Below are 23,589 nucleotides of genomic sequence, written 5' to 3'. Positions count from 1 at the left end.
AAATAACGCCAGCAAAATACCTGTGGTGTCTAGTTGCTCCCCAACAGTAAGACGGTGCTCCCGATAAAACGATCGGGGCCATTTGGTCATCCTGTCGGTACCGGCATCAAGTATCTGCAGTGCTCTGCGACGCGGCGGTGCCGGAAATGCCTGCTTTTGCGAGATCTGGATTTTGCGCGACCTGTTGGTCGACGCCGTCCTGGGCGCCCTCTTTCGCCGCCTGCTTGACCGATTTTTCGAACATGCGCTTCAGCACCCAACCGACCGCGAAAGTCACCGTCGCGGTGACAACGGCGCGAGCTGCGGTATCCTCGAGCGAGCGAAAGAGCTGTTTGCGGCGCTGGCGTCCATTCTGACCGGCAATGAGGTCGGCTACTTTCTCTCGTTTGCGCATTCGATCACCTCCTGGTTTCGGTCGTAGTATGCGTAACGCACGAAAAGGGAGAAGGGTGGCCGAGATAAAAGAACAGCCGGCTGGCAGATGATCCGAGCGCCCTTCAGGGCGATGCCGGGGAAAATCCTGAGGACTACAGTCCGCCCGCGAAAATGGTTCTCAGAGGCGTAGCAGGTTTTCAGCCGGCCAGCCTCGTCACTCGCCGGTTTGGGCATCTGGAGCGGCAATCTGCTTGGATACTGGTGCTTCACCTTGGCGGAAGAATAGGGAAAGTATGAGTAGGACCGCGGTCGAGAGAAATTCGCTCTCCCAGTTTTCGAAGACCCTTCGGCAAGCTTTTTACAGGCGACGCCAATTGACGAGGAAGTCTGGGAAGCGGTTGAGCAGCTTTTACGGGCAGTCCGACGATCAGGTATCACGAGGCGGGATACACCTTTCCCTCTGTCGCGTTCGCCTTGATCATTCATCCCATGGAAGGAGAGATGTCATGGCACAGACCGATATTGCCACGGACGAAACCAATCGGCTAATCGCCTCGAACAAGGTTGAGGGCACCACCGTCTACAACGCCCAGCGCGAAAAGCTCGGCTCTATCTACAATTTCATGGTCGAAAAGCGCTCGGGCAAGGTGGAATATGCCGTACTTCAGTTCGGCGGCCTGTTCGGGCTGGGGAGCGATTATTATCCGCTACCCTGGGACGTGCTGACCTATGATACCGATCAGGGAGGCTATGTCGTCAATCTCGACAAGAGCGTGCTGGAACAGGCGCCCCGCTATGCAGGCGACAGCGAGCCGGCTTTCGATCGCAACTACGGGCGAGAGGTATATGGCCATTACGGCGTCGACTACCCCTATTGATCGGACAGAAGTGGCCGGCCCGTAGGGCCGGCTACTTTTTCGCGCTTATGACGACTTGTCGCTGAGCGCCTCGCCACCTTCCTCCTCTTCCAGCAGAACGGCTGCCGATCCGGCTGCAGACAGACGTACCTGATTGCCTTCGACAGCGGCCACCAATCCTCCTGAAAAATAATGGTGATGATCGGAGTGCGAGCCGCTGTCGGCTTTCGTCATCTTGATCCGATCGCCCTCGACCTTGTCGACAGTGCCGATATGGACGCCATCTGCGCCGATGATCTCCATATGCTCCTTGATTTGGCTCAGGTCCGTCATCTCAGTTCCTTTCATCTGGTGAAATTTCTGTACCCATTTGCCAGGCCGGGCTCGATTTTCCCGTCGCCGGGCAGTTGGTTTGCGCTATGTCCCGTCGAGCGGCAGAAGCGATCTAGCCGTTCACAATGATCCCGCCATTTGGATGGAGCACCTGCCCGGACATGTAGCTGGAATCCTCGCAGGCGAGAAACAGGAAGGCCGGGGCGACTTCATTGGGCTGGCCCGGCCGACCCATGGGCGTGCTCTCGCCAAAATGCTCCAGCTTCTCAGGTTTTGCGCCGCCGCATGGGTTGAGCGGGGTCCAGATCGGTCCCCGGTGCGACCGCATTCACGCGAATGCCATCGCCGACCAGATTTTCCGACAATGACCGAGTAAAGGCCGTGATCGCACCCTTGGTCGAGCTATAGTCGAGCAGATCCTTGCTGCCCTGGTACATGGTGACGCTCGTGCAGTTGACGATCGCCGCGCCCGGCTTGAGGTGCGGGCGCGCGGCGTGCGTCAGGAAGAACATGCCAAAGATATTGGTCTGGAAGGTTCGGCGCAGCTGTTCCTCGGTTATGTCCGTGATGTCCTCATCGGGATGCTGCTCGCCGGCATTGTTGACGAGAATGTCGATCCTGCCGAATGCATCGAGCGTCTTGCGTACGATCTCCTCGCTGAAATCCTTCTCGCCGATATCGCCGCGGATGGTGATCGCCTTGCGTCCTTCGGCCTCGACGATCCGCTTCGTTTCGGCGGCATCGTCGTCCTCGAGCAGATAGACTATGGCGATGTCAGCGCCTTCACGGGCATAAAGTGCCGCCACGGCGCGCCCGATGCCACTGTCGGCGCCGGTGATGATCGCAACCTTGTCCTTGAGACGCTCAGCCCCCTTATAGCGAGGCTGCCACTCGGGCTTTGGCTCGAGTTTGCTTTCATGCCCGGGAAGCGCATCTTCGTGGATCATCTGGGCGGTCTCGGTCATTGCGGCATCTCCTTTGGAGACAGAACCCTTTTCTTGCCGATGAGTTCTCCTGTCAGTGAACGGATGATCGCACGCCTGCGTCAGTCGACACCAAAGGAGACGATTGATGGCACTCAAGGCCCTGGCTCTCAATTGCACCCTTAAGAGCAACGCGAAGGAAGCCAGCTCAACCGACACCATGATCGCGGTGTTGAAACAGGCATTTTCCGACTGTCAGGTTACGATTACCGAGACAGTGCGGGCGGCAGCGCTCGATATCAGAGCCGGAGTAACATCCGACGAAGGGGACGGCGATGCCTGGCCTGCGCTGCGCGAGAAAATACTGGCGCACGACATCCTCGTCTTCGGCGGCCCGATCTGGATGGGGCAGATATCCAGCGTCGCCAAGCGCGTGCTCGAACGGATGGACGCGTTTCTCTCGGAGACGGACGATCAGGGCCGCATGCCCAGCTATGGAAAAGTCGCGGTGGCGGCGATCGTTGGCAACGAGGACGGCGCGCATTTTTCATCCGCCCAGCTTTTCCAGGCCCTGAACGATGTAGGCTGGACCATTCCAGCGGTCGCGGCATGCTACTGGGTCGGCGAGGCGATGGGGTCCACGGATTTCAAGGATTTGGCGACGACGCCGGAAAAGGTGACGGAAACTGCAAAGATGGTGGCTGGCAACGCCGCCCATCTGGCCGGCTTGCTGCAGAAAAATCCCTATCCCGGCTGAGCCAAAATTCTCGTTCTGATCAGCTTCCAGGGAGAAAGCTTTCGTGAAAGATACAGGATGGATTGCCGCAGGGGAGTTCGTCCGGCATCCGTCAATGGTCGGCTCGGCCTTTCCCGCAAGCGCCCGAATGGTGCGCCGTATGCTGGCCCCGTTGAACTGGTCTAACATCGAGGTTCTCGTGGAATACGGGCCGGGCAGCGGCAGATTTACCTTCGAAATGCTCAGGCGCATGCATTCGAAGCGCGCGTCGATCTGGCGAAGATCGCGCCAAAGCGCGATTTCTGACCACCAAGAAATTGCGGCGAGCCGATCGAAACAGATCGGGACGAATTGGCTGCTGCCGCGTTCAAGGGATTGGCGGTGGCAACCGACAAGGAGAAGGATCATGCCTCGCGGAGACAAGTCGAGCTACACCGACAAGCAGAAGCGCAAGGCCGAGCATATCGAAGAGGGCTATGAGGATCGCGGCGTAGGCAAGGAGGAGGCAGAGAGGCGCGCCTGGGCGACGGTCAACAAGGAGTCCGGCGGCGGAAAGAAATCTGGCTCTGGCCGCGGCAAGAAAGAAAACCACGAAAGTTCGCGCAAAGGTGGCCGCAAGGGCGGATCGAGTCAGAGCGCGGAAAAGCGCTCTGCGGCCGCGAAAAAGGGCTGGGAAACCCGCCGACGCAAAGGAAATGCCTGATGTCGACCCACAAGATGATGGCGCTGCACACGAATGTGAGTGGCGTGCATGACGCTGGGGTGTCCTGGTGACGCACTGCAAATCTTAATTTTCGGGATAGGCGTGTATGACGGAATGGATCACAGATATTGTCGAGCGGATGGGGTACTGGGCCATCGGCCTGCTCATGCTGCTTGAGAATGTCTTTCCTCCCATACCCTCTGAAGTGATCATGCCCCTGGCCGGCTACACTGCCGCCGACGGCGGCCTCAACATCATACTTGTCATCATATGCGGCACGATAGGGACGGTCACTGGCGCCGCCTTCTGGTGGTGGCTGGCAGGAAAATGTGGTGAACGGCGATTGAAAAAGCTGGCTGACCGCCACGGACGCTGGCTTACCTTGTCGGCTAACGAAATCGACCACGTTGATGCTTGGTTTGATCGGCACGGTTCCTGGGCCATTCCCGTCGCTCACATCATTCCTGGTCTGCGCACGCTGATCTCGATTCCGGCTGGCGTGTTCGGCACTCCTTTTCCAAGGTTTCTCATCTTGACCACGCTGGGATCGGCTGTGTGGAACAGCCTTCTTGCAGGAGCCGGATACTTCCTCGGCCGACAATTTTCGGCCGTCGATCGTTATCTTGGGCCTGCTGGCCTCACGATCATGGCAGCAGTGCTGCTGTACTACGTTTATCGCGTCATCACCTTTAAGCCGAGTGTCGAAAATGCTTGAGGACGATCTCTCCGTCACCCTCATGAGGCTCGGGCTCGCGACGCTTCTGGGCCTCGTGCTGGGGTTCGAACGCGAACGCCACGGCCATGATGCAGGCCTGCGAACACATGGTCTAGTCGCGCTGAGCTCAGGGATGCTTACCTTGTCTGCCCTGGAACTCGTGGAACACCATGGGGAGGGCGACCCTGTTCGCGTCATACAAGGGCTTGCACAAGCTATCGGCTTTATCGCCGGAGGCTTGATCTTTGTGCGCGGGGGCGATGTACGAAACATGACAACGGCGGCCAGTCTCTGGATGGCTGCGGCTGTCGGCATAACCGCCGGTGCTGGGCAGTATATTCTTGTGCTGGCAGGTACGGCCCTCGCCGTCCTACTCCTGGTCGCTGCGACCTTCGTTGAACGCATGCTCCCAAAAAATGGCGGATCGCCAGATAGCCAGAAATCGGTGCAGATGCCGAACCGGCGTGGCTCTGTCGTTCCCTCTCCTCCACCCGGTCAGCTTGGCGAGGAGGAAAAGTAGAGCCGCCTTGAGGAGCACCATAGCACAAGGCTTCGAGCCCTGACTGGGTTTCGCCCCCTGGAATCCGACCTAATGCAGGTACATGGAATTGGTCATAACGCGAGCGATGCCACGGCAGCGTGCGCCACACGCGGCCCAGAACCCACCCATAAATCGGCCAGGACGGCAGGGCTAACGGCCAGCCCGTGCTGCCGGTTAAGAGGAGTCCTTAGGAGCAGACTGTGCAGTTCGGGCCCGCAGGGCCCGCTGCTATATGGCGGGAAAGCTACATTTCCGCCTCCATCTGGCCAATTTCCGCAGAAACGCATGCGGGGCTTCGACGAAGGGCCTACAGCGCCCTTGCGTCGTCGTCAGATGACGTGGGGCTCGGATAGGGCATGATCAGCTTTCCGTCAGGGGCGGCGGTGAACGTCGTTTGCGTGGGATAAGGAATGGAAATCCCCTCCTGGGCGAACCTTTGCACGACCGCCACCATCAGCCGGTCGCGCAGCGGATGCGCCACGCCCCAGTCCTTGCCCGGCACGTCGACCAGCAGGCTGAAATCGAGCGAACTAGCGCCGAAGCTCTCGAACCCGGCCCTTGCCGCCTTACCGCCTTCCGCCTCGACAAGTTCGGTCAGGATGCCGGGAATGCGCGCGAGCGTCTCGGGCGGGGTCTCGTAGGCGACGCCGATGGTGAACGGCAAACGGATATGATCACGCCCGCTGACGTTCAGGATTTCCTTGTCGAGCAGGTTCTTGTTGGAGATGATCCGCAGTTCGCCCGTATAGGCGCGGATGCGCGTGGACTTGAGACCGATCGCCTCGATCGTGCCCGACGAATTGTCGAAGCTGATCTGGTCGCCCTTGGAAAACGGTCGGTCGAAGATGATCGCCAGCGCGGCGAACAGGTCGGCGAAGATACCCTGCGCAGCCAGACCTATGGCGATACCGCCGACGCCCAGACCCGCGACGAGGCCGGTAACGTTTACGCCGATGTTGTCGAGCAGCACCACGGCCGCCACCGCGAAGACCACCACGCTGACCAACAGGCGGATGAGGCCCATGGCATTAATGATCGCCTCGCCCTTGAAATGCTCGGCCGAGGTCTTGTGCTCTATCGCGCCGAGGATGAACTCGCGCGCCCAGATCGCGCCTTGCATCACCGCAGCCAGGGTGAACAGGAACGTTACCAGCTTGTCGAGCATCGGAGGCGTCTGCGCGTATCCGTCCACCGCACGGATGGCGACCATGATGATGAAGTAGTTGGTGGTCTTGGTGATGGCCCGGCCGACGATGGTACGCCAGTCGCCCCGCCCGCGCTCCTTTCGGCACAGACGCGCGCCAAGCCCGCGCAGGGCGTAGAGCGCGGAGACGATGGCGACGGCGATGGCCAATGCGATGATGATCTGCAGCCAGTACGCCTGGAACCACGAAACCGTCGATCGCGACAGGTCGCGAATTTGCGTGGATACGTCCGGGATGGCGGTTCTTGCGAGAGCTGGGGAAGTTGCAGCGGGCGTGGCTGCGGCGATAATCTGGATTACGCTCATCGTATGCACATGATCCTGCGTCTGTGGCGCGGTTGCGGATGGCGACCCGAACCGGCGGATTGGCGACGCTTGCACGACAGGCGCGCAAAGTGTCGGCGCGGGCCTCTAAAATGGACTGACCCCGAGTTTGTTCCCGTATCGAGTGATGAAGTCCCTCACGCTTTCGGGAATGCGACCGTAGCGGCGGCGATTGGCCTAATCTTGAACATCGTCAGCGCCCTACCGCTATCATCACCACGGGCACACGAGCATCACGATCATGATCATGGGCACCGTGACCATCGTCATGGATGAGCGCAAACGACAACTACCTGCGTTCGGCCTATCTGCCTGTTCTGGGCGGCGCACTAACGTCGATGAGGGAGATCGTCACGCTGCTGGCGAGGCATTGCCGGGGCTCGACGGTCCTCAACCCGCTGATGAATGTAATCGATTCGGTGGTCGTCGCGCGCCGCCGACGGGGAGAAAAGCCCGCAATGCCGAGCGGGATCCCTGGAATCGTCACCGGCTCGTACTCAGAGTCTGGCGCCCAACCAAACCCTAAAAACTGTTGCTGTTATTTTCCCACAGGCTGGGTATGCGAAGGGCGATGCGAGAGAACACCTACAGTCTAAATCGAACTTTCGGTTTCGCAATCGCGATGATCGCCCTCATTGCGCTCGTCGGCAGCGGAGGCGTCCTTATCACCTTGTCCCAATTGCATTCTGCGACGGCGTCGCGCTTCCGCTCTTCGCAGATCATTGTCGGACTGAGCGCCATCAAGAACGAGATGCTCAACCAGGAGACCGGCGCGCGAGGCTATTTGCTGACCGGACGTCGGACAAGTCTGCAGCCCTATGAAGAGGGGCGACGCAACTTCGACCATAGTATCGCGGAGCTGAAGGTTCTGCTGGCCACGAACCAACCTCAGTTGGATGCGCTTGAAGAAGCCGAACAAGCGGCGCGAAACTGGCAGCGTCAGGTGGGCGCCGTCATCATCAGGGACATGGCCTATCCCACGGCGCGCGATCACGCCCGTTCGATCGAAGCAGACGGGCAGGGCAAGGCCATGTTCGACACCTTCCGCGCACGGCTCGCCACTATCGAACAGCGCGAACAGGATTCGCTGGTTGTCCAGACCCGCCTGGTTGCGCGCGCGGAAGAAACCGCGCGGTTCACCCTGTGGGCTTCGTTGGTCCTGACATTGTTGATCAGTCTGGGGGTCGCAGTAGCCCTCAGCCGGTACATAGCCCGTCCCCTTGTGGGTTTGGCGGAAACGATGCGGAGGCTTGTCGCGCGTGACACGTCGGTATCCATCCCAAGCCTCAACCACCGCAATGAGGTTGGCGCCATGGCGCGTGCCGTCGCGGTGTTCAAAGACAGCCTCATCGAACTCGACCGCACGTCGGTCCTGCGGGTGACCGCGGATACCATGCCGGCGATGATCGCTTATATCGAGGCGGACAGATCCATCGGCTTTCTGAATGAGGAGTTTGCGCGCCGCTTCAGCGTTACGGCGGAGGACGTAGCTCATGTTTCGGGCCGAAATCTGGATCAATTGTTTCCTCAAAAGACGTTCCCAGGCGCTGGCGACGAACTCCAGACGGCACTCAGCGGGGAGGAAGTTCGGTTTGCCTTCCAGCTGCCCGATGCCGCGTCGCCGAGGGATTTCGAGGGTTACTTCCGTCCCCACCGCGCCAATAGCGGCCGTATCCTTGGGGTCGTCGCGCTCTTTACCGATGTGACGGATCGAAAGGAAATCGACCAGAAGCTGCGGCATCAGGCTCATGATCTCCAGCGTTCCAATGCCGAGCTCGAGCAGTTCGCCTATGTCGCCTCACACGATCTCAAAGCGCCTCTTCGCGGGATCGAGAACCTGGCGAGCTGGATCGAGGAGGACCTGGGTGACAAGCTGGAGGGCGATACCCGAACGAACATGGATTTGCTGAAGAGCCGGGTACGTCGGCTCGAGAGTCTGCTTAGTGATCTGCTCGCCTATTCGCGCGCCGGGCGCGACGACAATGTGATCCGGGAGGTTGATACGAGGGCGCTGGTCTCGGATCTTGCGGCCCTCATCAGCCCGCCGGAGGGCTTTCGGATCGAGGCGGACGCGAGTTTGCCTACGCTGGTAACCGCGCAAGCCGCGCTCACCCAGACGCTGCAGAACCTCATAGGAAACGCGGTAAAGCATCACCCGGATCCGGCCCATGGCCTTATCCAGGTTAAGGCGGCATCTGTGGGCAACATGTACGAGTTCACCGTCAGCGATAATGGGGCAGGGATACCCGAACAGTTCCGCGAACGGGTGTTCGGTATGTTCCAGACCCTCAAGCCAAGGGATGAAGTGGAAGGTAGCGGAATGGGGCTTGCGATTGTAAGGAAGCTCGTCGAACGGCAATCCGGACAGGTGTGGTTGAGCGAGAATGAGGCCCGCGGCCTCACCGTGCATTTCACCTGGCCCGCTATCTCCAAGGAATCTCGAGCATGAATCCAACCGTCAATCTGTTGCTCGTCGAAGATGACGAGGTCGATGTGCAAGGCCTAAAGCGCGCGTTCGCCAAAAGCCGGATCGCCAACCCGATCACAGTGGCTCGTGACGGCATCGAGGCACTGGAAGTGCTGCGGGGCGAAAACGGCCAGGAAAAGCTGCCCAAGCCTCACCTCATCCTGCTCGACCTCAACATGCCCCGGATGAACGGCATCGAATTCCTGGAAGCCATTCGGGCGGATGAGGAGCTGAAAGGCTCTGTGGTGTTCATGATCACCACCTCCAAGGCGGACGAGGACAAGGCGCGCGCCTATGGGCACAATGTCGCGGGCTACATCGTCAAGCAGGACCCGGCAAACACCTTTATGGAAGCCGTATCACTGCTTGAACATTATTGGAGAATCGTTGAGTTTCCGCGCTGACGATGCCGACCCAGACCCACATCCTCCTTATCGATGACGATGAAGTCGATCGCCAGGCCGTCCGGCGGGCGCTGTCGGCCTCTGACCTCACTTGGGTTCTGACGGAGGCAGCAAACGCTGCCGAAGGACTAGCGCTCGCAGGCGAGAAAGCCTTCGACTGCGTCCTGCTCGATTATCGCTTGCCCGATGCCGATGCCTTCGATGTGCTGGGGGCTTTGCTCGCTCCAAGGTGCGGTATCAATGCCGTTCTGATCCTTACCGGCGAGACCAACCCCGAGACGGCCCTCGATCTGATGCGAGCGGGGGCGCTCGATCATTTGAGCAAGGCGGAGCTCAACCCATCGGGCCTTGCGCGTGCAATCCGCTATGCCAAGGCAAGGCGCGCCTTTCTGGCGGAACTCGAGCAGGCGAAGCGGGAAGCCGAGGAAAAATCCCTCGCTCTCGATGCGCTCAATCGTCAGAAGGCCTTGCTGCTTTCGATCATCGCGCATGATCTGCGCAATCCCTTCCAGGCAATCATTGGTCTCTCGGACTCTTTGAGCCGGACCGCCGCGCAAAAGGATCCCGCGAAGGTTCAAATCCGTGCGCAGGCCGTGCAGGAGGCGGCAGTGCAGGCACACGCCCTGATGGAAAGCCTTTTCGACTGGGCACAGCTCCAGATGGATAGCGGCAATGTCGAACTCGAGATGGTCGATGTGGCTGCTATCGCACAGGAAGCGACGAGTGTGTGCCGCCACACGGCTGAAGAGAAGGGCGTATCGGTGTCATTCGATTGTGGCGGCGGGATGGTCCGTGCCCATCGCGACATGCTCGCGACGGTGCTGCGCAACCTGGTCGGCAATTCGATCAAGTTTACGCCAGCAGGGGGCGGCATCACCATCGCCTGCGAGAAAGGAACCGACGGGCGGTTCGTTATCCATGTTCGGGATTCCGGCGTAGGAATGTCGCAGCAGGCCATCGACAATCTCTTCCGCATCGATCGCCGCGTCACGACGCCAGGGACTGCGGGAGAGAAGGGGAGCGGGCTGGGACTACTGCTCTGCCGCGACCTTGTCGAACGGATGGGGGCAAGGATGGAAGTCGCCAGCAAAGTGGGCGAAGGAACCGCCTTTTCGCTAGTTTTCGAAGGCTTATCTAAGCAATAGCAGGAGCTTAGCCTCGTTACGCAGACAACATTTTGCTCACCGTGCGTAGCAAAACGGCGTGATCGACCGGTTTGGGCATGAAGATGGCGGACTGCGGCAGCGCGCCTCCATCAGGTGATATCGCGCCCGAGCACACGATTAGCGCGATTGGCGGATATGCATCATGGATATAGTTCGCGAGGCGCAGGCCGTCCATTGATCCGGGCATCTGAATGTCAGTCACGACAATGCGGATGGAAGGATGCGCTTTCAATAGTTCAAGTGCTTCGCCAGCATCGCCCGCTTCCTCCACCCGGAAGCCTGCATCCTCGAACAAATCCACCAAAACCATTCTGAGCAGCGGCTCATCATCAACGACCAGAATCTCCTCTCGGCAGATCGGATGGGCAGCGTCTTCCTTCATACCGCATAAAATCAAAATTCGGCGACATCGTTCCCGGTGGAAACAGAGTGTTAATCAGACAGTCGGCATTGCTCGAATAGTTCGCTGCGTGAAATAGTCACGCAAGGCTTTGCCGATCATGCGGCGAACCGGAATATCCCATGGCACGATCGCATAGTCCGCCGAGCGCCGGCAATCCTACTGGCACCTTCCTGCTTACCGGACATCTAACTTGCCTCTGCCCGACAGCATTTTGCAACGATTTCGCTTTGGTCGGGTTGGATGAGACATGCCCGGCGATTTTACCGACTCCAGGAACGGCAAATGAGTTTGCCCCCTCGTCAGTCGGGCCGCATCGCCGCCAGGGCCCATCACTCGCCCGCGGCTGCTATCCTTAGGAAGTTTGAACCGTTCTTCGTTATCGGCGAGGTATCCGGCGGCCCGCTGCTGATCGCGTCGATCGCCGCACTCGTGCTGATCAATACCGCTTGGGGTTCAACATACGCGCACATCTGGGACGCCCCCCTGAGGCTGACCTATGATGGCTGGGCAATAGCTAAACCCCTGTCGGGATGGATCAATGACGCGTTGATGCCGCTGTTTTTCCTCATAATCGGAACAGAGGTGAAGCGTGAGTTCGTGAAAGGGTCATTGTCTTCAGTTCGGACCGCGGCCCTCCCTGTCGTTGGTGCGATAGGTGGTCTCGTTGTTCCGGTGGCTGTTTACCTTGCCTTCAACCTTGGTACCCAAGCGCAGCATGGCTGGGGAACGGTAGCGGCGATGGATACGGCGTTCAGCCTGGCGATCGTCGGTATGTTCGCGACCTCCTTGCCGCCATCGCTTCGCGCCACGTTGCTCGCCTTCGCAGCGATCGACGATGTGTTTTGCCTGCTAGTTATAGCCTTTGCCTACACCGCTACGCTTCAACTCTGGTTTCTCGCACTGGCAGGAGCCGCATATCTTGGCATAATCCTGTTCCTGCGCCTTAACTGGGTCACTCCAATCCTTTATGTCTTGCTGGGCATCGTGGTTTGGATCGGCATATTGGGATCGGGGGTTCATCCCACGATAGCCGGTGTCGCTATTGGTCTGCTGCTTCCGACAAACTCGCGCCTTTCAGAGCGGCGCTTTGCAGCGCATGTCCAGCGACCCATCGACGAGATCAAGAAAGCCGAGGCTGCGGCCGCACGCGCCGACGATCCGGATGAAGAGGATACTCATCATCTGTCCGCTCAGAAAAACCTGGGCTACGTCCACGAGATGGCAGCGGCTACCGATGAAGCCGCGGCCAGGCTGATCCGGATATTGACGCCGTGGGTCTCTTATGTGGTCTTGCCGCTATTTGCTCTTTCCAACCTGCGGATACATTTCTCCCCAGACCTGCTGAGTGACATTCTGCATTCAAACCTGGCGATCGGCATCATCGCCGGTCTGGCGGTCGGCAAACCGGCAGGCTTTCTCTTCGCGACCTGGCTCGCGTGTCGGCTGCATCTCGCTCGCTTGCCGGAAGGGCTGACCTGGAGAATGATCCTTGGTATCGGGGGCGTTGCCGGCATCGGCTTTACCATATCCCTCTTCATCGCCGAACTGGCCTTTACGGACGAGACGCAGTTCGAGGAGGCCTCCCTGGGCGTATTCGCAGCCTCGGTCCTTTCCGGTTTGTTCGGGTACGCCGTATTCAGGAGCGTGCCCGCGAAAAGGTAGGGATGCTAGTGGTCGTTCTCGTAATCTAGGCACAGAGCTAAAGCGCTATCCTGTCCAGCGCTTCGCGGGCCGCAGTTCCGAGGCGAGCCGCCCAGACGGCTTGCCCCTGCGGATCATCGATCAGACTCTGCTTCACCTCGATTTCCACATAGGGCAGGGCGCGGCTGAATGCGTGGTACGGGACCGTATAATCTGTGTCGTCCATCGCATAGGGGACATTGTCGCCAACAACGATGCCAGTTTGTCTTGCCAGCGCATCACGTAGCCCAAGCGCGAAGTCCGTACGCCCCCGCCAATATAATATGCCGACGTCCCAAGGTCGGGCGCTTCCGTTCAGGATGGGGGTGAAACTATGAAGTGAAACAAGGACGGTCGCGCGGCCCTGGTGCTGACGATCATCCAGCATTCTTGAAATGGCTGCGTGATAGGGCACGTGAATGCTTTCTATCCGGGCCCTCCGGACGCTGTCCGGAAGGTTCATGTTTCCAGGGATATAGGTGCGGTCGGATATCTCCGGAACTGCGTCGGCCCGTTCGCTATGGCGATTGCAGTCGATAACCAGTCGCGAATAGATTTGACGCAGGAACGGACAATCCAGCTCGCGCGCAAGCACTTGGCCCAGTCCCTCGACGCCGATGTCCAGCGCGATGTGACGGCCTCGATCCTCCGGGCCTAACCCGAGACTTTTGAGCGAAGCCGGTATCGCTGTGCCCGCGTGATCGCCGAGCAGGAGGAACGGTGAGGCGCCGCCCGCGTTGTACACTTCGAATGGCGCCGGATCGTCGGGTCCAAGCAGGCTATCCGCCTCCAGCGCGGCCATCAGGAGTTACTCCCATGCCGCTGCTGACCATCCATCATTCCACGCTGTATCGCTATCAGCAGCCCGTATCGCTCGGTGAACATCGGATCATGATGCGACCGCGTGAAGGATTTGACCAGCATTTGCTATCGGCGCGTCTCAAGATCGAGCCGGAGCCCACCGGACTGCGGTGGCTGCACGACGTTTTCGGGAATTCGGTGGCGGTGGCGGCTTTCGATCGCCGCACGGAGAAACTGCTGGTCATCAGTGAGACCACTCTGGAACACGCACCGCTGGCTCAGCAACAGGTCGATGTCGAACCTTACGCTCGCCTCTTTCCTTTCACCTATTCGGCAGAGGATATGCCCGACCTGCTACGCTCGATCGAGCGCCAGCATCTCGATCCCGAGCGAACCGTGGACAATTGGGCGCGCGCCTTCGTCAAGAACGATGGCAACACCGAAACAGTTGCGCTCCTGACTTCCATCGCGACCAGTATCAAACGGGATTTCACCTATGTACCTCGACATGAAAAGGGAACCCAGACGCCGACGGAGACACTTGCCAAGCGACAGGGCACCTGCCGTGACTTTGCCGTGTTGATGATCGAGGCGGTGCGCGCGCTGGGCTTCGCCGCGCGCTTCGTCTCGGGCTATGTCTATAATCCCTCGCGCTCGGAGGGAGTGGTCGGTGGCGGAAATACGCACGCCTGGGTCCGCATCTTCCTGCCCGGATCAGGTTGGGTTGAATTCGACCCGACCAACGGCATCGTGGGCAATCGGGGGCTGGTCCGCGTTGCGGTCGCGCGCGATCCTTATCAAGCGATCCCCCTGTCGGGAACCTGGTTCGGGCTCCCCTCCAGCTACCTGGGAATGGACGTTGAAGTAGACGTTCATCGTACTGAGCATTCCCCCTCTCACTCCCGCGGCGATGGCGCCGTCAACAGCCGGCTTGCCGGCCCTTCGGAAAGGTCACAGAGATGCTGATCCGCTGCGGATATGACATTCGGTTCGAAACGCAGGCGAGAACCGCGATGGTGGCATTGCTCAGCGTTCACCCTTCACGCCACCAGGATTTACGCACTCCGCAACGACTCCTGGCAAGTCCGGACATACCACTTTATCAATTCGAAGATGCATTCGGCAACGTAGCTACCAGGCTCACGCTTCCGCTCGGCGAAGTGTCCCTCTCATGCGACTTCGTGATCGAAGATGAGGGTGAGCCCGATGAGGAGGCGCCTGATGGCCCGCAAAGCGCAGTCGAGGATTTGCCAGATCACGTGATCCCGTTTCTCCTGGGCAGTCGTTACTGCGAGACCGATCGCCTGATGACGGTGGCGTGGAGCAATTTTGGCCAACCTATGTCGGCTCGTGAGCGTGTGCAGGCGATTGTCGATTTCGTTCATAACCATATTGAGTTTGGCTACCATTACGCCCGATCGGACAAGACGGCCTGGAACGGTTATCAGGAGCGTCAGGGCGTGTGCAGAGATTTCGCCCATCTCGCCATCACCCTTTGCCGGTGTAAGAATATCCCTGCTCGCTACTGTACAGGCTATCTCGGCGATATCGGGGTCCCCCCGGTCGATGCACCGATGGACTTCAGCGCCTGGTTTGAAGTGTATATCAATGGTGGCTGGTACGTTTATGATGCGCGGCACAACCAGCGCCGCATAGGTCGAATCTTGATGGCGCGCGGCCGCGACGCAACCGATGTCGCTTTGACGACCGCATTTGGGCCGGCGATACTGCAGCACTTCGAAGTCCGAACTGAAGAGACCTCAACAATGGGATGATCGTCACGCTCTAAACGGCATACCCTCTCTGAAAAATGAGAAAATCTGTCACACTCCGGCTGCGATTTTCAAAACCTGGCTGGGCCAGACAAGTGGGGCAAAACTTAGGCGTGTCGCGGGCGAAGTAGGAGGGAGACCTTTACTTGAACCCCGCAGGCTCCGATAAGCCCTGCGGCTTTTTATTCTGTAATAGATCGCAGGCGGCTACAGTCAGGGGATCGCCGAATTCGGTCAAAAGAAATGCAGCGGATCGCCGCCTTCTCGTCAGAGTGCAATTTGCGCCCGATGCTTGGCGGCGTCTGTCGGTCCAGTCAAATCGAGCGACAGGCTCCCGGAGGGGTCGGGAGAGTTGAGCTTCACCGGCCGTCGTCTCCATTCTTGAGGCCCGCATTCATGGCTTCGACTATCGCGCGGCCGCATCGCCGGTATAGCGCAGCGCGCTCATGGGAACGGAAGCCGGGGCGCGCACGCCCCTGCTTCCCGATCTCCCGATCACGACATTAACGGCATTTCACTTCGCCCCTGTCAATCTGTCGGCCGACGAGGGCGCCGCCAGCTCCGCCGGCCAGGGTGCCCAGAGTGTTGCCACCGATCAGCTTCGCGAGAGCTGCGCCGCCCAATGCGCCCACGACAAGACCGGTCGTGCCATCCGAACGACGACAATAGGCCCGTCCGTCGCGGCCTCGATAGACCCGGTCATTTCGACTAAGACGCCGATCCTTGTAATTGCCGCGGTGGTAGCTCTGGGCCGGAGCCCAGTTCCGATCCTTGTCGCCGCGCCATTCGTGCCGGCTATCACCGCGAGTGCGGCTAACCACACTGCGTCGATCACGATTGTTGGAATGTTGCGCCTCTGCGGGAATGGCCGTGACAGCCAATGTGGTCGCTGCGAGCGAACCGAGAATTCCTGCCAGATACTTCATCTTTCGGCTCCTTCTTTCTCACGAGGATATCGATGTCGACCCGACTGGAGTAACCATCCGATGGGATCAAGGGTTGCCCGCCAGCGAGATGAATCGTCCCTAGTGCAGGAAAAGTCGCTTGAACGGCGCTCCAGGCAAATCACTGTTTGCACGCGGTCTTTGTCTACCTCTGTTGGCGTCTTCCCTCGACGGATTCAGGCGAGACATCCCATGAGGCGTTCCTGGCCTAAAGCAGAGAGGTCCGAACCGGGACGCTGTCGATAATCCAGGAACGGCGGGGCATAAGGCTGGAAATACGACCATGCCCGCCTACTGCAAGCGCGTTTCGGTACCCCGCATACGCGGAAGATCCGATGGCCGATCATACAGCGAAACCGGCTCCGAAGCTGTCAGCGCCTGCGGTCCCCATGTCGTCACGCTCGGAACGCAGGGAAAAACCTGCGGCAGAATCTGCGTGAACCTTGCCCAGATCCGATCCGCCTCGGTGACAATGACAAGGCGCGCGCTGCCTTGCCTGTCGATGTCCGCCGCCAGAGCCAGATGCCACATTTCGTTGTCCATGCGAACACGGCCCGCGCTGATCCCCTGGACGGCATCCCAGGGCACTTCGCAAGGGTTGCCGTCGATCATGAGAACCATGCCCTGCTCCGTAAAATCTGTGGGACGAAACCAGTCGATATTCCCGTTCAGCACAGGGGCGCACCATCACAAGACGTATCGCCGGCGATGATCCTGGCGCTGCGCTGACCGGTGATCCTCTCGGCGCGGCCGCGCAGCGTCTGGATCGACGCTTCGGGAAAGGCGATTTCGAAGACAGGAGCATCTGGGCCGGGCTGTCCCTTGGCATCGACAGGATGGAGGCGAGGTATGAGTCTGACGCGATAATCCATCAGGTCGATTTAGCGCGGCCTCTCCGGGGGATAAAGACGGGTGATGTCGAAATAGGTAGGCGGAATGTTGTGGGACACGCGCCGAAGCTGGCTCTATTCAGCTCCGCTTCCCTGCCGCCCGCCAGCCAACAGTAATCCGGTCACCTTCCGGCAAAAATCCACCTCTGACTCCGCAGTCTTGCAACACCGATCTCCCAGGCCCGTCGCTATCTCGTGGACAGCCGATGCGATCGGCGCAGAGGGCCGATTTGTATGCGACCAGGCAAATCGATTATCGTGCGCCGCGCCTGCAACTGGTACGGGGACTTTGAGGATGACATCGCGAGACGACATGGTCGCGACGTGGCTCGCGGCGATAGAGCAATTTCGGAAGAGCCGCCATGCCTTCACCGAGTGGCGGGCGAGCACGCCCTGTCCTGATCCTAATCTCACCCCCGAAGACTATGATAAAGCCTGTGCGAGGGTACACGAATGGGAACGAACCGATGCCAGTTTCGCCGTCCCCTACGAGTCTGCAGTCCAGACTCTGCTATCCCTCCCGGCGCCGAATATCGAAGCGGCGATCGTCAAGGTGCAACTGGCTCGTGAGGCGTTGCGCGATCAGGACGTCGAGGAAATCATCGTGCCGATCCTGCAAACCATCGAGCAGGATCTCCATCGCCTTGCCGATGAAGAGAATGGTTCTGAGACCGAGCCTAACTAGGTGGCGCCACAAAATCGCGCCATCTACTCCGCACGCCCGGACCTCGAGCGAAAAAATTGAGCCTTCCGCATGGACACTCCCGGAAGGCTCCAGTCTTGAGCGCCGCCTCACCGGTGGCGTCCTTCGGGTCGCTGCCAGTGAATAACTCATTTGGGCCGTCAAATCGCGTTACAATATTGCAAGGTCGGACCATGGTATGTGCAGTCGAACATAGCATGTTGACCACGTTCGTCCTTGCTGCGAACGTTGCCATGCGGCGGGGCATGGTTCTCGGCACGACGTCCTGAAACATCATGCGAAAAAGAAGCTGGCCGCCAGGGCCAGCCTTTAAAAGTCAGGAGAGGATGCCCAAAAAGGCTGTGGATTGGCTGCGCTCGTTCAGAACCTGGTGCAACATCAGATTTTGCATGAGGGCGTTCGATAAATAAGAACGTCGTTGGCTCCAATGCCTTGGGCGCGGCAATCCCGCATTGATTAGCTATGGGGCCATCGGAAAAACCGCCCTCACGCGCCGCCGTTATAGCGGTAAGTGCCTCGTTCCCGATCGTCGAAAGGCGGCCGAACGATGTTTCCCGCCGCCAAGGACGTGTGCAGCAGGATCGATGATGGTGACGCCATCGTGTGAATTGCTCGCGATGGCATCGGCCATGCCGAACAGTTCCACCCGTCCGCCGTCGTTGTAGATGCGCCCGGCGACGGTTCCGCGCACCACGGCGCGGGCATCTTTCTCCACCCGCAAATCGCCGGCGATCGTGCCATGGAGGATGAATCGCTTGCCGCTGCGAACTGTCGCGCCCCCGGAAATTCTGCCGTAGAGTGCGATATCCTCGTCGAGCGCGAGAGGGCCATCGATGTTGCCGTGAACTGCCTTCACTTCAGCTACTCAAAATATCCGTACCATATCCGCGCCGGCAATATGTCGCGCCGGGAGGCATCCATGCCAAACGGCACTCATCTGCGAGGATCATACGCGAAGCGGGCCCATACTGTTTATAGCGTCGGGAGTCAGTACGCCGCGGAGCCATTCGTCGCTGAAGCGGGTGAAACAAGCGCTCAATGCAGCTGCACGGCCCGGCCCATCCGCGTCTTCCGACGAGATTCCCGAAGACCGGATAAACTCCTCATGCTGATAGCGTGCCATCACTACGGCTGTCTTGCCGGATCATCCTTCTGTTCCCTCTGCCGGTTCTGCTCTTCATGCAGTTCCCGCGCGATCTGGCGGCCAAGAAGCTCCGCCAGACGCATGATGGCAGCCTCGGCTCGCGGCGACAGAGCAGGGCAAGGCTCGGGATCGCGCCGCTTCCGCTTCGTCACGGTGACCTCCAGGACGGCAGCGGCCGTCTCGCCTGGAAAACGATCGGTGAGCGTCGGCGGGGAGGGTGGAGAGGAAGGGAGGGAAGGTGGGTAAAGGCGGCGATGGTTCGCATCGTCTTTTCCCTCGACCCACCGCGCCAGGTTTCTCTGCTGTGGGAGCCTGTGCTATTCTCCTCTTCGGAAAGGCTCTGCACATGCAGGATGTTGATCACGTCGAACCGGCAGAAGAGGCGCCCCCGCCATCGCCGCGCGCGGCCGACTGGTTCTGGCGCCCCTGGTATGCCAAGCTCTACATGGCTCTGGCGCTGCTCTACTGGATCGGCCTCGAACTGATGATGGCCACCCCCTTCGATCGGCTGAACATCTATCTCGCTAACACGATGGTGTTGCTGATCTTTGTGTTCAACCCAGTCACGGTGGCTGCTGTCCTGGGATATGGCTTCCTCAAGGCCAAGGTTGCCTGTGGGGAATGGGTGATTATGTCGGGGCCACCGTCGCAAAAACCTATGATCGATCCCTATACAGATCCGTTTGATATACGATCTGGGAGCATCTACCACAGACATATCGGCCTGATGAAAGATAAACATTAGGGATCTCGACGCTCTTTAAACGTCGGATCTCCGTCCGCAGGGCCATGATCTCGATCCATCAACAATCGACCCGAACTCAGAATCGATGATTGTTCCATCGACGTGAGTGGGGCGGTAAGCTGCATAGTACCGCGGCCGGAATCTGCTTGCTCTAGGTAACGATTTCGAAGTCCCTGATTGCCGAGAACTCCGTCGCTCAATCCTTTTGCAAATGTCTCCTCAGGACGTCCCGAACGGGCCGCGGCCTTCTCTGCGGACGCGATCACCTCACGAACGTCGTAGTTGACAATGTCCATCGATGACTGTGCCGAAACGGTTGCAGCGCCTCGATCGGAGATATCCATTCCCACCTTGCCACTTAGCGATCCCACGGCGTTTCCGGAACTTCCCGAATTATCGTCCTTGCCCTTGTCCTTGGCTTTGCCGCCACTGCTTACGCCTCTGCTCGCCGTTGCTGAGAGATCCCCAGATACGCTCTCAGTGTTTGACGTCTGATGGTCTGCGTTTCGGGAAAGCGACCTTTGCCATCCCGTCTGCGCGATGATCGCGGTGACGTCGCGTTCCAGCGTATCGGCCACCTGGGGCTTTAGCCTCCAGTTGCCCCGCCGATCCATTTCGAACCCGCCGCGAAGCCAGTTGGCCATGGCAGCCTGACCCTCCGGGCCACTGCCAAGGAAATGCTCGATCGTGTCGGGGCCGGCCTGTTTGCCGGCCTCGAAGCGCGTGCTGGTGTCATTGCGCGCGGACCGGCTGAACCCGGTGCTGCTCGAGACGAGCAGATCGTTGTGCGCGAAACTGAAGCGCGCATGCCCGCCATTGGCGATGGCGCCGAGCTGGCTTTCGTTGATGAGACCGCCGCGCCACATCTGCGCCGCGAGTTCGGGTGTCAGGTTGAGACTGACATCGCCATTCTGGTCCATGGCGATCTGGCGCTTCGACATTGCGACACCATGCGCGCGCAGCAGCGCCTGGGTGCGGGTGAGGCGCTCCCGCTCGACGATCCCGGTCAGGCGCTCGTTGCGCGCACGATCGGCGATACCTTCCGCGCCGCCCTCGGCCATGTCGACCTGGTTGCCAGCGGTACCGGCCAGCGCGCGGATGAAGGCATCGAGACGCGCAGCTTCCCGAACCGATGCTCCGGCCGCCGCAGCCCCTTCGGCAAAGCCGGCATTATCCGCCTGCCGCCGCTGCTCTCCGATCTGCGCATTGCTGCGCACCCCGTCGGGCCCGATCTCGCGCTGGGCGTCGAGCTTGCCCGACCGCTCGGCGAAGTCGTAGCCCGCAGCCTCCCGCGTGCGCCCATAGACGCTGGTGCCTTCACGCGCCGCCTCGGCACTCGCGCCATCGGCCGTGCCGACCTGGACCGCGGCATTGTAACTTTCCAGCGCGCGCAGCACTTGCGCTTCGCTCCGCCCGGTCGCGCGGGAAAGTTGGCTGATCGCGGTCGATCGCGCCTCGCCCGAGAGAGCATTGATGAAGCCGATGCGACGGCTGGTCTCGGTTACGGAGAGGCCGAGCATACCCGCAGCCTGGCGCTGACCCTGGTTGCCGCCGGTGCGATGCGCCTGCTCGGTCGCGACATTGCCGCGCTCGACGGCGGCGACCCGGTTCCCCGCATAGTCGCGTCGGCCCTCCATCGCCCCGATCTGCGTCTCAGCTGCGGTCAGGTCATTGCGCAGCATCTGCTCCTGGTCGAACGCATTGGCGGTCAGCTTGGCGAAGGTCGGATCGGCGCCTGCCTGCCCGATCACGGTGGAGGCCTTTAGCGCCGCATCCTTCGCGTCATAGCCGCTGCGCTCAAAGTGCCGCTGTGCGCCCGACTGCATCATCTCGTAGGCTTGGCTGTCGCCGAAGGCCTTCCACTGCACCATGTTCTGCGCGAAGGCGGCAAAGGCCCGCTCGCCGGGCTGTCCTTCCCCGAGATACGTCGTGCCAAGCTTGCGCAAGGCATCGCCCTGGGCGAAGTTATGGATGGCCGATGTCGCGGCATTGGCGCGAACCGCGTGGGCCGTCGCCGGATCGCTGAGGTCCCGCCCGGCGAGGGCAGGGGCGAGGCCACCCAGTTCGCGCGCGGCGTCGGTCCGGCCAAGCCCAAACGCGGCAGTCCCGCTCGCGCCGCCGCCCTGTTCGCCGAGCACGGTGCCGGAGGAGCCGAATGCCCGGTCGAGACCGAAACTGCTGCGCTCGCCGAAGTCGCCGAACCCGGAGGACGCCGATCGCCGCGCAGCCGTGCCGCTCGCCGACGCCTGCGCTTCAAGCGCCGAGGCGTAGCCCTCGCTGGTCCCGACCGTCGCCGCTGCCATGCTGCCCTGGCCCTGGACCCCGAGCATGCCCGAGGTGAAGGCGGTGAACATGTTGCCCGAGAAGCGGAAGACCGTGAACACGAACGCGCCCGCCAGGCCAGCGGCTGCTGTACGGAACGAGCCGAAGATCGCGAGTGCTTTCATCGCCGCCGAAGGCGCGAGAATCCAGCTGTCGGCGGCGACACTGGTCGCGCGCAGTTCGGCCAGAACGTCCATCGCGCGGCCGAGGGTCAGCTGGTAGATGCCGGCATCGATCACGCCCCACAGCGCGACGAAGACGAAGAGGCCGAGCGCGAAACTCGCGACCCGAAGGTTGATCGGCGTCAGGATGAAGAGCAGCGCGATCGGCATCATCATCAGCATGATCGCGAAGACCGAGGCGCGGATGGTCGGCATCCACTCGTTGGCGGTCGAGAGCGTGGCGAGCCCGTTGGACTCGATCGCGCGGTTGGCCATCACCCGTGCGGTCGCCGCCGGCGAATCCTCGAACAGGACGTCGCCCACGGTCTGGCCGAGCAGGATGTTGGTGAGGAACTTCTGCCGGTTCATCGCTTGCCCCAGCATCATATCGCCCAGGCCGTCGATCTGCTGGCGGCAGCGATCGCGCTGGGCCGTCTGGGTCACGTCGAAGCCGGTGCGCGCGCAGACCTGGTCGCTGTAGGCATCGAGCAGCGTGGAATCCGACAGACGCTCGGAAATGTGGTTCCATGCCGCCTCGCAGCTCACTGTCGTTCCCGCCTTGTCGCTCGCCGTGAACACGGTCGAGAAGGTTGCCGGCCCGGCCATCGCTGCGAAAGAGGCGGGAAGGTCGGTCGAGGTCCGGAAGAGCTGGTCGTCGTCGACGCCGTAGGCCGGGGAGACGCGCGCCACCGGATAGCACTGGCGCACATAGTCCTTCACCGTCGCATCGAGGAAGGTGTCGACCATCGGGCTACGCGGAGACACCGCGTTCAGGAAGAGGTCGAACGCGTGACCACCTGCTCCGAACTCCAGCTTGGCGTTGGGTTCGGTGGTGTTGTCGTCGATCGTCTCGGCAAGCGCCCGCTCCATCAGATTGGTGACGCCCGCGACCAGCACGATGAGATTGGGGACATCGCCCACCGGCTGGTAGGCGTTGCGAACTCGGTCGTAGACATGGACCGTGCCGGTAGTGGCGATCAACCCGGCGAACAGGCCGATGCCGACCAGCATCTGGAAGCCAAAGGCGACGAGCCCCATGCCCGAGCCCCGGATGCTGGCGATCACCGCGCCGAAGGCGATGCCCGCCACCGCGATGATCACCACCAGCGTCTCGTAGCGCGGATCGCCGAAGATCATCGCGATCAGGTGAAACGCATCGACGGTCTCGGAAAAGCCGTCCCAGGTGTAATAGCTGGAATCGATCGCCAGCGCGGGCGTCGCGACAAGCGAGCCGGCGAGGGCAATCAGCAGGCGAAGGAGGGAGCGCATGACGGAC

The 23,589-nt window shown here is 60.4% G+C and carries 24 protein-coding genes and 1 pseudogene; 13 read left to right on the top strand and 12 right to left on the bottom strand.

Annotation, left to right across the window (positions count from 1 at the left end; genetic code table 11):
* Positions 1-106: 106 nt before the first annotated feature.
* The gene (locus DI606_RS09235) at positions 107-394 is read right to left on the bottom strand and encodes a hypothetical protein (RefSeq protein WP_004212625.1); all 288 of its coding nucleotides are present in this window, start codon (positions 392-394) and stop codon (positions 107-109) included.
* Between the two features lie 195 nt (positions 395-589).
* Positions 590-670 carry a hypothetical protein gene (locus tag DI606_RS20335; protein WP_322785798.1) on the bottom strand — a complete coding sequence of 27 codons (81 nt, stop codon included), beginning with the start codon at positions 668-670 and terminating at the stop codon, positions 590-592.
* 211 nt (positions 671-881) lie between these two features.
* Between DI606_RS20335 and DI606_RS09230 the strand changes: the two genes are divergently transcribed.
* The gene (locus tag DI606_RS09230; RefSeq protein WP_004212627.1) at positions 882-1,253 is read left to right on the top strand and encodes a PRC-barrel domain-containing protein; all 372 of its coding nucleotides are present in this window, start codon (positions 882-884) and stop codon (positions 1,251-1,253) included.
* A 45-nt stretch (positions 1,254-1,298) separates the two neighbouring features.
* On the opposite strand, the gene DI606_RS09225 is transcribed toward DI606_RS09230, so the two are convergent.
* Positions 1,299-1,565 carry a DUF2171 domain-containing protein gene (locus DI606_RS09225; RefSeq protein ID WP_004212628.1) on the bottom strand — a complete coding sequence of 89 codons (267 nt, stop codon included), beginning with the start codon at positions 1,563-1,565 and terminating at the stop codon, positions 1,299-1,301.
* A 112-nt stretch (positions 1,566-1,677) separates the two neighbouring features.
* Positions 1,678-2,530: pseudogene (locus DI606_RS09220) on the bottom strand (SDR family oxidoreductase).
* Between the two features lie 106 nt (positions 2,531-2,636).
* Here DI606_RS09220 and DI606_RS09215 point away from each other — a divergent pair.
* The 4 genes from DI606_RS09215 (at position 2,637) to DI606_RS09200 (ending at position 5,162) form a co-directional block, all read left to right on the top strand.
* Positions 2,637-3,245: a flavodoxin family protein gene (locus tag DI606_RS09215; RefSeq protein WP_004212632.1), complete on the top strand. Its 609-nt coding sequence runs from the start codon at positions 2,637-2,639 to the stop codon at positions 3,243-3,245.
* A gap of 385 nt (positions 3,246-3,630) precedes the next feature.
* A complete protein-coding gene (locus tag DI606_RS09210) occupies positions 3,631-3,927 on the top strand; it encodes a hypothetical protein (protein WP_004212633.1) in 297 nt (98 codons plus the stop codon).
* Positions 3,928-4,033: 106 nt separating this feature from the next.
* Complete coding sequence (locus DI606_RS09205) at positions 4,034-4,642, top strand: DedA family protein (protein WP_004212634.1); 609 nt, start codon at positions 4,034-4,036, stop codon at positions 4,640-4,642.
* Positions 4,635-5,162: an MgtC/SapB family protein gene (locus tag DI606_RS09200; protein ID WP_037491505.1), complete on the top strand. Its 528-nt coding sequence runs from the start codon at positions 4,635-4,637 to the stop codon at positions 5,160-5,162. The genes DI606_RS09205 and DI606_RS09200 overlap by 8 nt, the downstream gene beginning before the upstream one ends.
* Before the next feature lie 328 nt (positions 5,163-5,490).
* Here the strand turns inward: DI606_RS09200 and DI606_RS09195 are convergent, their stop codons facing one another.
* Complete coding sequence (locus DI606_RS09195) at positions 5,491-6,693, bottom strand: mechanosensitive ion channel domain-containing protein (RefSeq protein WP_004212638.1); 1,203 nt, start codon at positions 6,691-6,693, stop codon at positions 5,491-5,493.
* Positions 6,694-7,282: 589 nt separating this feature from the next.
* On the opposite strand from DI606_RS09195, the gene DI606_RS09190 reads away from it, so the two are divergent.
* From DI606_RS09190 to DI606_RS09180, 3 genes are read left to right on the top strand one after another with little or no spacing between them, the layout of a single operon-like run.
* The gene (locus tag DI606_RS09190) at positions 7,283-9,160 is read left to right on the top strand and encodes an ATP-binding protein (RefSeq protein WP_159078589.1); all 1,878 of its coding nucleotides are present in this window, start codon (positions 7,283-7,285) and stop codon (positions 9,158-9,160) included.
* On the top strand, positions 9,157-9,582 hold the full coding sequence (locus tag DI606_RS09185; protein WP_004212641.1) for a response regulator: 426 nt from the start codon (positions 9,157-9,159) through the stop codon (positions 9,580-9,582). Before DI606_RS09190 ends, DI606_RS09185 begins: the two co-directional genes overlap by 4 nt.
* A 2-nt stretch (positions 9,583-9,584) precedes the next feature.
* Positions 9,585-10,727, top strand: a complete 1,143-nt coding sequence (locus DI606_RS09180) for a hybrid sensor histidine kinase/response regulator (protein ID WP_004212643.1) — start codon at positions 9,585-9,587, stop codon at positions 10,725-10,727.
* A 16-nt stretch (positions 10,728-10,743) separates the two neighbouring features.
* Here DI606_RS09180 and DI606_RS09175 read toward each other — a convergent pair whose 3' ends face one another.
* The gene (locus DI606_RS09175; RefSeq protein WP_004212645.1) at positions 10,744-11,130 is read right to left on the bottom strand and encodes a response regulator; all 387 of its coding nucleotides are present in this window, start codon (positions 11,128-11,130) and stop codon (positions 10,744-10,746) included.
* 303 nt (positions 11,131-11,433) lie between these two features.
* On the opposite strand from DI606_RS09175, the gene nhaA reads away from it, so the two are divergent.
* A complete protein-coding gene (nhaA, locus tag DI606_RS09170) occupies positions 11,434-12,813 on the top strand; it encodes a Na+/H+ antiporter NhaA (protein ID WP_293981905.1) in 1,380 nt (459 codons plus the stop codon).
* A gap of 37 nt (positions 12,814-12,850) precedes the next feature.
* Here nhaA and DI606_RS09165 read toward each other — a convergent pair whose 3' ends face one another.
* Positions 12,851-13,633 (bottom strand): N-formylglutamate amidohydrolase, encoded by a 783-nt coding sequence (locus DI606_RS09165; RefSeq protein WP_159832381.1) that lies wholly within the window; start codon positions 13,631-13,633, stop codon positions 12,851-12,853.
* 14 nt (positions 13,634-13,647) lie between these two features.
* Between DI606_RS09165 and DI606_RS09160 the strand changes: the two genes are divergently transcribed.
* Together DI606_RS09160 and DI606_RS09155 are read left to right on the top strand one after the other, a co-directional pair.
* A complete protein-coding gene (locus DI606_RS09160) occupies positions 13,648-14,598 on the top strand; it encodes a transglutaminase family protein (protein ID WP_293981901.1) in 951 nt (316 codons plus the stop codon).
* On the top strand, positions 14,592-15,407 hold the full coding sequence (locus tag DI606_RS09155) for a transglutaminase family protein (RefSeq protein ID WP_293981899.1): 816 nt from the start codon (positions 14,592-14,594) through the stop codon (positions 15,405-15,407). The genes DI606_RS09160 and DI606_RS09155 overlap by 7 nt, the downstream gene beginning before the upstream one ends.
* A gap of 500 nt (positions 15,408-15,907) precedes the next feature.
* Here the strand turns inward: DI606_RS09155 and DI606_RS09150 are convergent, their stop codons facing one another.
* The gene (locus DI606_RS09150) at positions 15,908-16,330 is read right to left on the bottom strand and encodes a glycine zipper 2TM domain-containing protein (protein ID WP_293981897.1); all 423 of its coding nucleotides are present in this window, start codon (positions 16,328-16,330) and stop codon (positions 15,908-15,910) included.
* A gap of 309 nt (positions 16,331-16,639) precedes the next feature.
* Positions 16,640-16,969, bottom strand: a complete 330-nt coding sequence (locus DI606_RS09145; protein ID WP_103094813.1) for a hypothetical protein — start codon at positions 16,967-16,969, stop codon at positions 16,640-16,642.
* 564 nt (positions 16,970-17,533) lie between these two features.
* Between DI606_RS09145 and DI606_RS09140 the strand changes: the two genes are divergently transcribed.
* Positions 17,534-17,923, top strand: a complete 390-nt coding sequence (locus tag DI606_RS09140; protein WP_146037180.1) for a hypothetical protein — start codon at positions 17,534-17,536, stop codon at positions 17,921-17,923.
* Positions 17,924-18,440: 517 nt separating this feature from the next.
* On the opposite strand, the gene DI606_RS09135 is transcribed toward DI606_RS09140, so the two are convergent.
* On the bottom strand, positions 18,441-18,797 hold the full coding sequence (locus DI606_RS09135; RefSeq protein WP_103094727.1) for a hypothetical protein: 357 nt from the start codon (positions 18,795-18,797) through the stop codon (positions 18,441-18,443).
* Between the two features lie 269 nt (positions 18,798-19,066).
* Positions 19,067-19,237, bottom strand: a complete 171-nt coding sequence (locus DI606_RS09130) for a hypothetical protein (RefSeq protein ID WP_170065827.1) — start codon at positions 19,235-19,237, stop codon at positions 19,067-19,069.
* 86 nt (positions 19,238-19,323) lie between these two features.
* Between DI606_RS09130 and DI606_RS09125 the strand changes: the two genes are divergently transcribed.
* A complete protein-coding gene (locus DI606_RS09125) occupies positions 19,324-19,830 on the top strand; it encodes a hypothetical protein (protein ID WP_293981887.1) in 507 nt (168 codons plus the stop codon).
* Here DI606_RS09125 and DI606_RS09120 read toward each other — a convergent pair.
* Entirely contained in the window at positions 19,827-23,582 is a 3,756-nt protein-coding gene (locus DI606_RS09120) for a conjugal transfer protein TraG N-terminal domain-containing protein (protein WP_293981884.1), read from the bottom strand. The genes DI606_RS09125 and DI606_RS09120 overlap by 4 nt on opposite strands.
* Positions 23,583-23,589 lie beyond the last annotated feature (7 nt).

The organism is Sphingobium sp. (assembly GCF_003248505.1).
In the GTDB taxonomy this organism is placed as follows: Bacteria; Pseudomonadota; Alphaproteobacteria; order Sphingomonadales; family Sphingomonadaceae; genus Sphingobium.
This window is presented reverse-complemented; position numbering and strand designations above follow the sequence as displayed.

Coding starts and splice junctions, on each gene's coding strand:
- DI606_RS09185 (WP_004212641.1), top strand. CDS start 9,157: ATGAATCCAACCGTCAATCTGTTGCTCGTCGAAGATGACGAGGTCGAT.
- DI606_RS09145 (WP_103094813.1), bottom strand. CDS start 16,969: ATGGTTCTCATGATCGACGGCAACCCTTGCGAAGTGCCCTGGGATGCC.
- DI606_RS09230 (WP_004212627.1), top strand. CDS start 882: ATGGCACAGACCGATATTGCCACGGACGAAACCAATCGGCTAATCGCC.
- DI606_RS09120 (WP_293981884.1), bottom strand. CDS start 23,582: ATGCGCTCCCTCCTTCGCCTGCTGATTGCCCTCGCCGGCTCGCTTGTC.
- DI606_RS09175 (WP_004212645.1), bottom strand. CDS start 11,130: ATGAAGGAAGACGCTGCCCATCCGATCTGCCGAGAGGAGATTCTGGTC.
- DI606_RS09190 (WP_159078589.1), top strand. CDS start 7,283: ATGCGAGAGAACACCTACAGTCTAAATCGAACTTTCGGTTTCGCAATC.
- DI606_RS09155 (WP_293981899.1), top strand. CDS start 14,592: ATGCTGATCCGCTGCGGATATGACATTCGGTTCGAAACGCAGGCGAGA.
- DI606_RS09140 (WP_146037180.1), top strand. CDS start 17,534: ATGACATCGCGAGACGACATGGTCGCGACGTGGCTCGCGGCGATAGAG.
- DI606_RS09160 (WP_293981901.1), top strand. CDS start 13,648: ATGCCGCTGCTGACCATCCATCATTCCACGCTGTATCGCTATCAGCAG.
- DI606_RS09235 (WP_004212625.1), bottom strand. CDS start 394: ATGCGCAAACGAGAGAAAGTAGCCGACCTCATTGCCGGTCAGAATGGA.
- nhaA (WP_293981905.1), top strand. CDS start 11,434: ATGAGTTTGCCCCCTCGTCAGTCGGGCCGCATCGCCGCCAGGGCCCAT.
- DI606_RS09195 (WP_004212638.1), bottom strand. CDS start 6,693: ATGAGCGTAATCCAGATTATCGCCGCAGCCACGCCCGCTGCAACTTCC.
- DI606_RS09225 (WP_004212628.1), bottom strand. CDS start 1,565: ATGACGGACCTGAGCCAAATCAAGGAGCATATGGAGATCATCGGCGCA.
- DI606_RS09200 (WP_037491505.1), top strand. CDS start 4,635: ATGCTTGAGGACGATCTCTCCGTCACCCTCATGAGGCTCGGGCTCGCG.
- DI606_RS09165 (WP_159832381.1), bottom strand. CDS start 13,633: ATGGCCGCGCTGGAGGCGGATAGCCTGCTTGGACCCGACGATCCGGCG.
- DI606_RS09210 (WP_004212633.1), top strand. CDS start 3,631: ATGCCTCGCGGAGACAAGTCGAGCTACACCGACAAGCAGAAGCGCAAG.
- DI606_RS09205 (WP_004212634.1), top strand. CDS start 4,034: ATGACGGAATGGATCACAGATATTGTCGAGCGGATGGGGTACTGGGCC.
- DI606_RS09150 (WP_293981897.1), bottom strand. CDS start 16,330: ATGAAGTATCTGGCAGGAATTCTCGGTTCGCTCGCAGCGACCACATTG.
- DI606_RS09180 (WP_004212643.1), top strand. CDS start 9,585: ATGCCGACCCAGACCCACATCCTCCTTATCGATGACGATGAAGTCGAT.
- DI606_RS09215 (WP_004212632.1), top strand. CDS start 2,637: ATGGCACTCAAGGCCCTGGCTCTCAATTGCACCCTTAAGAGCAACGCG.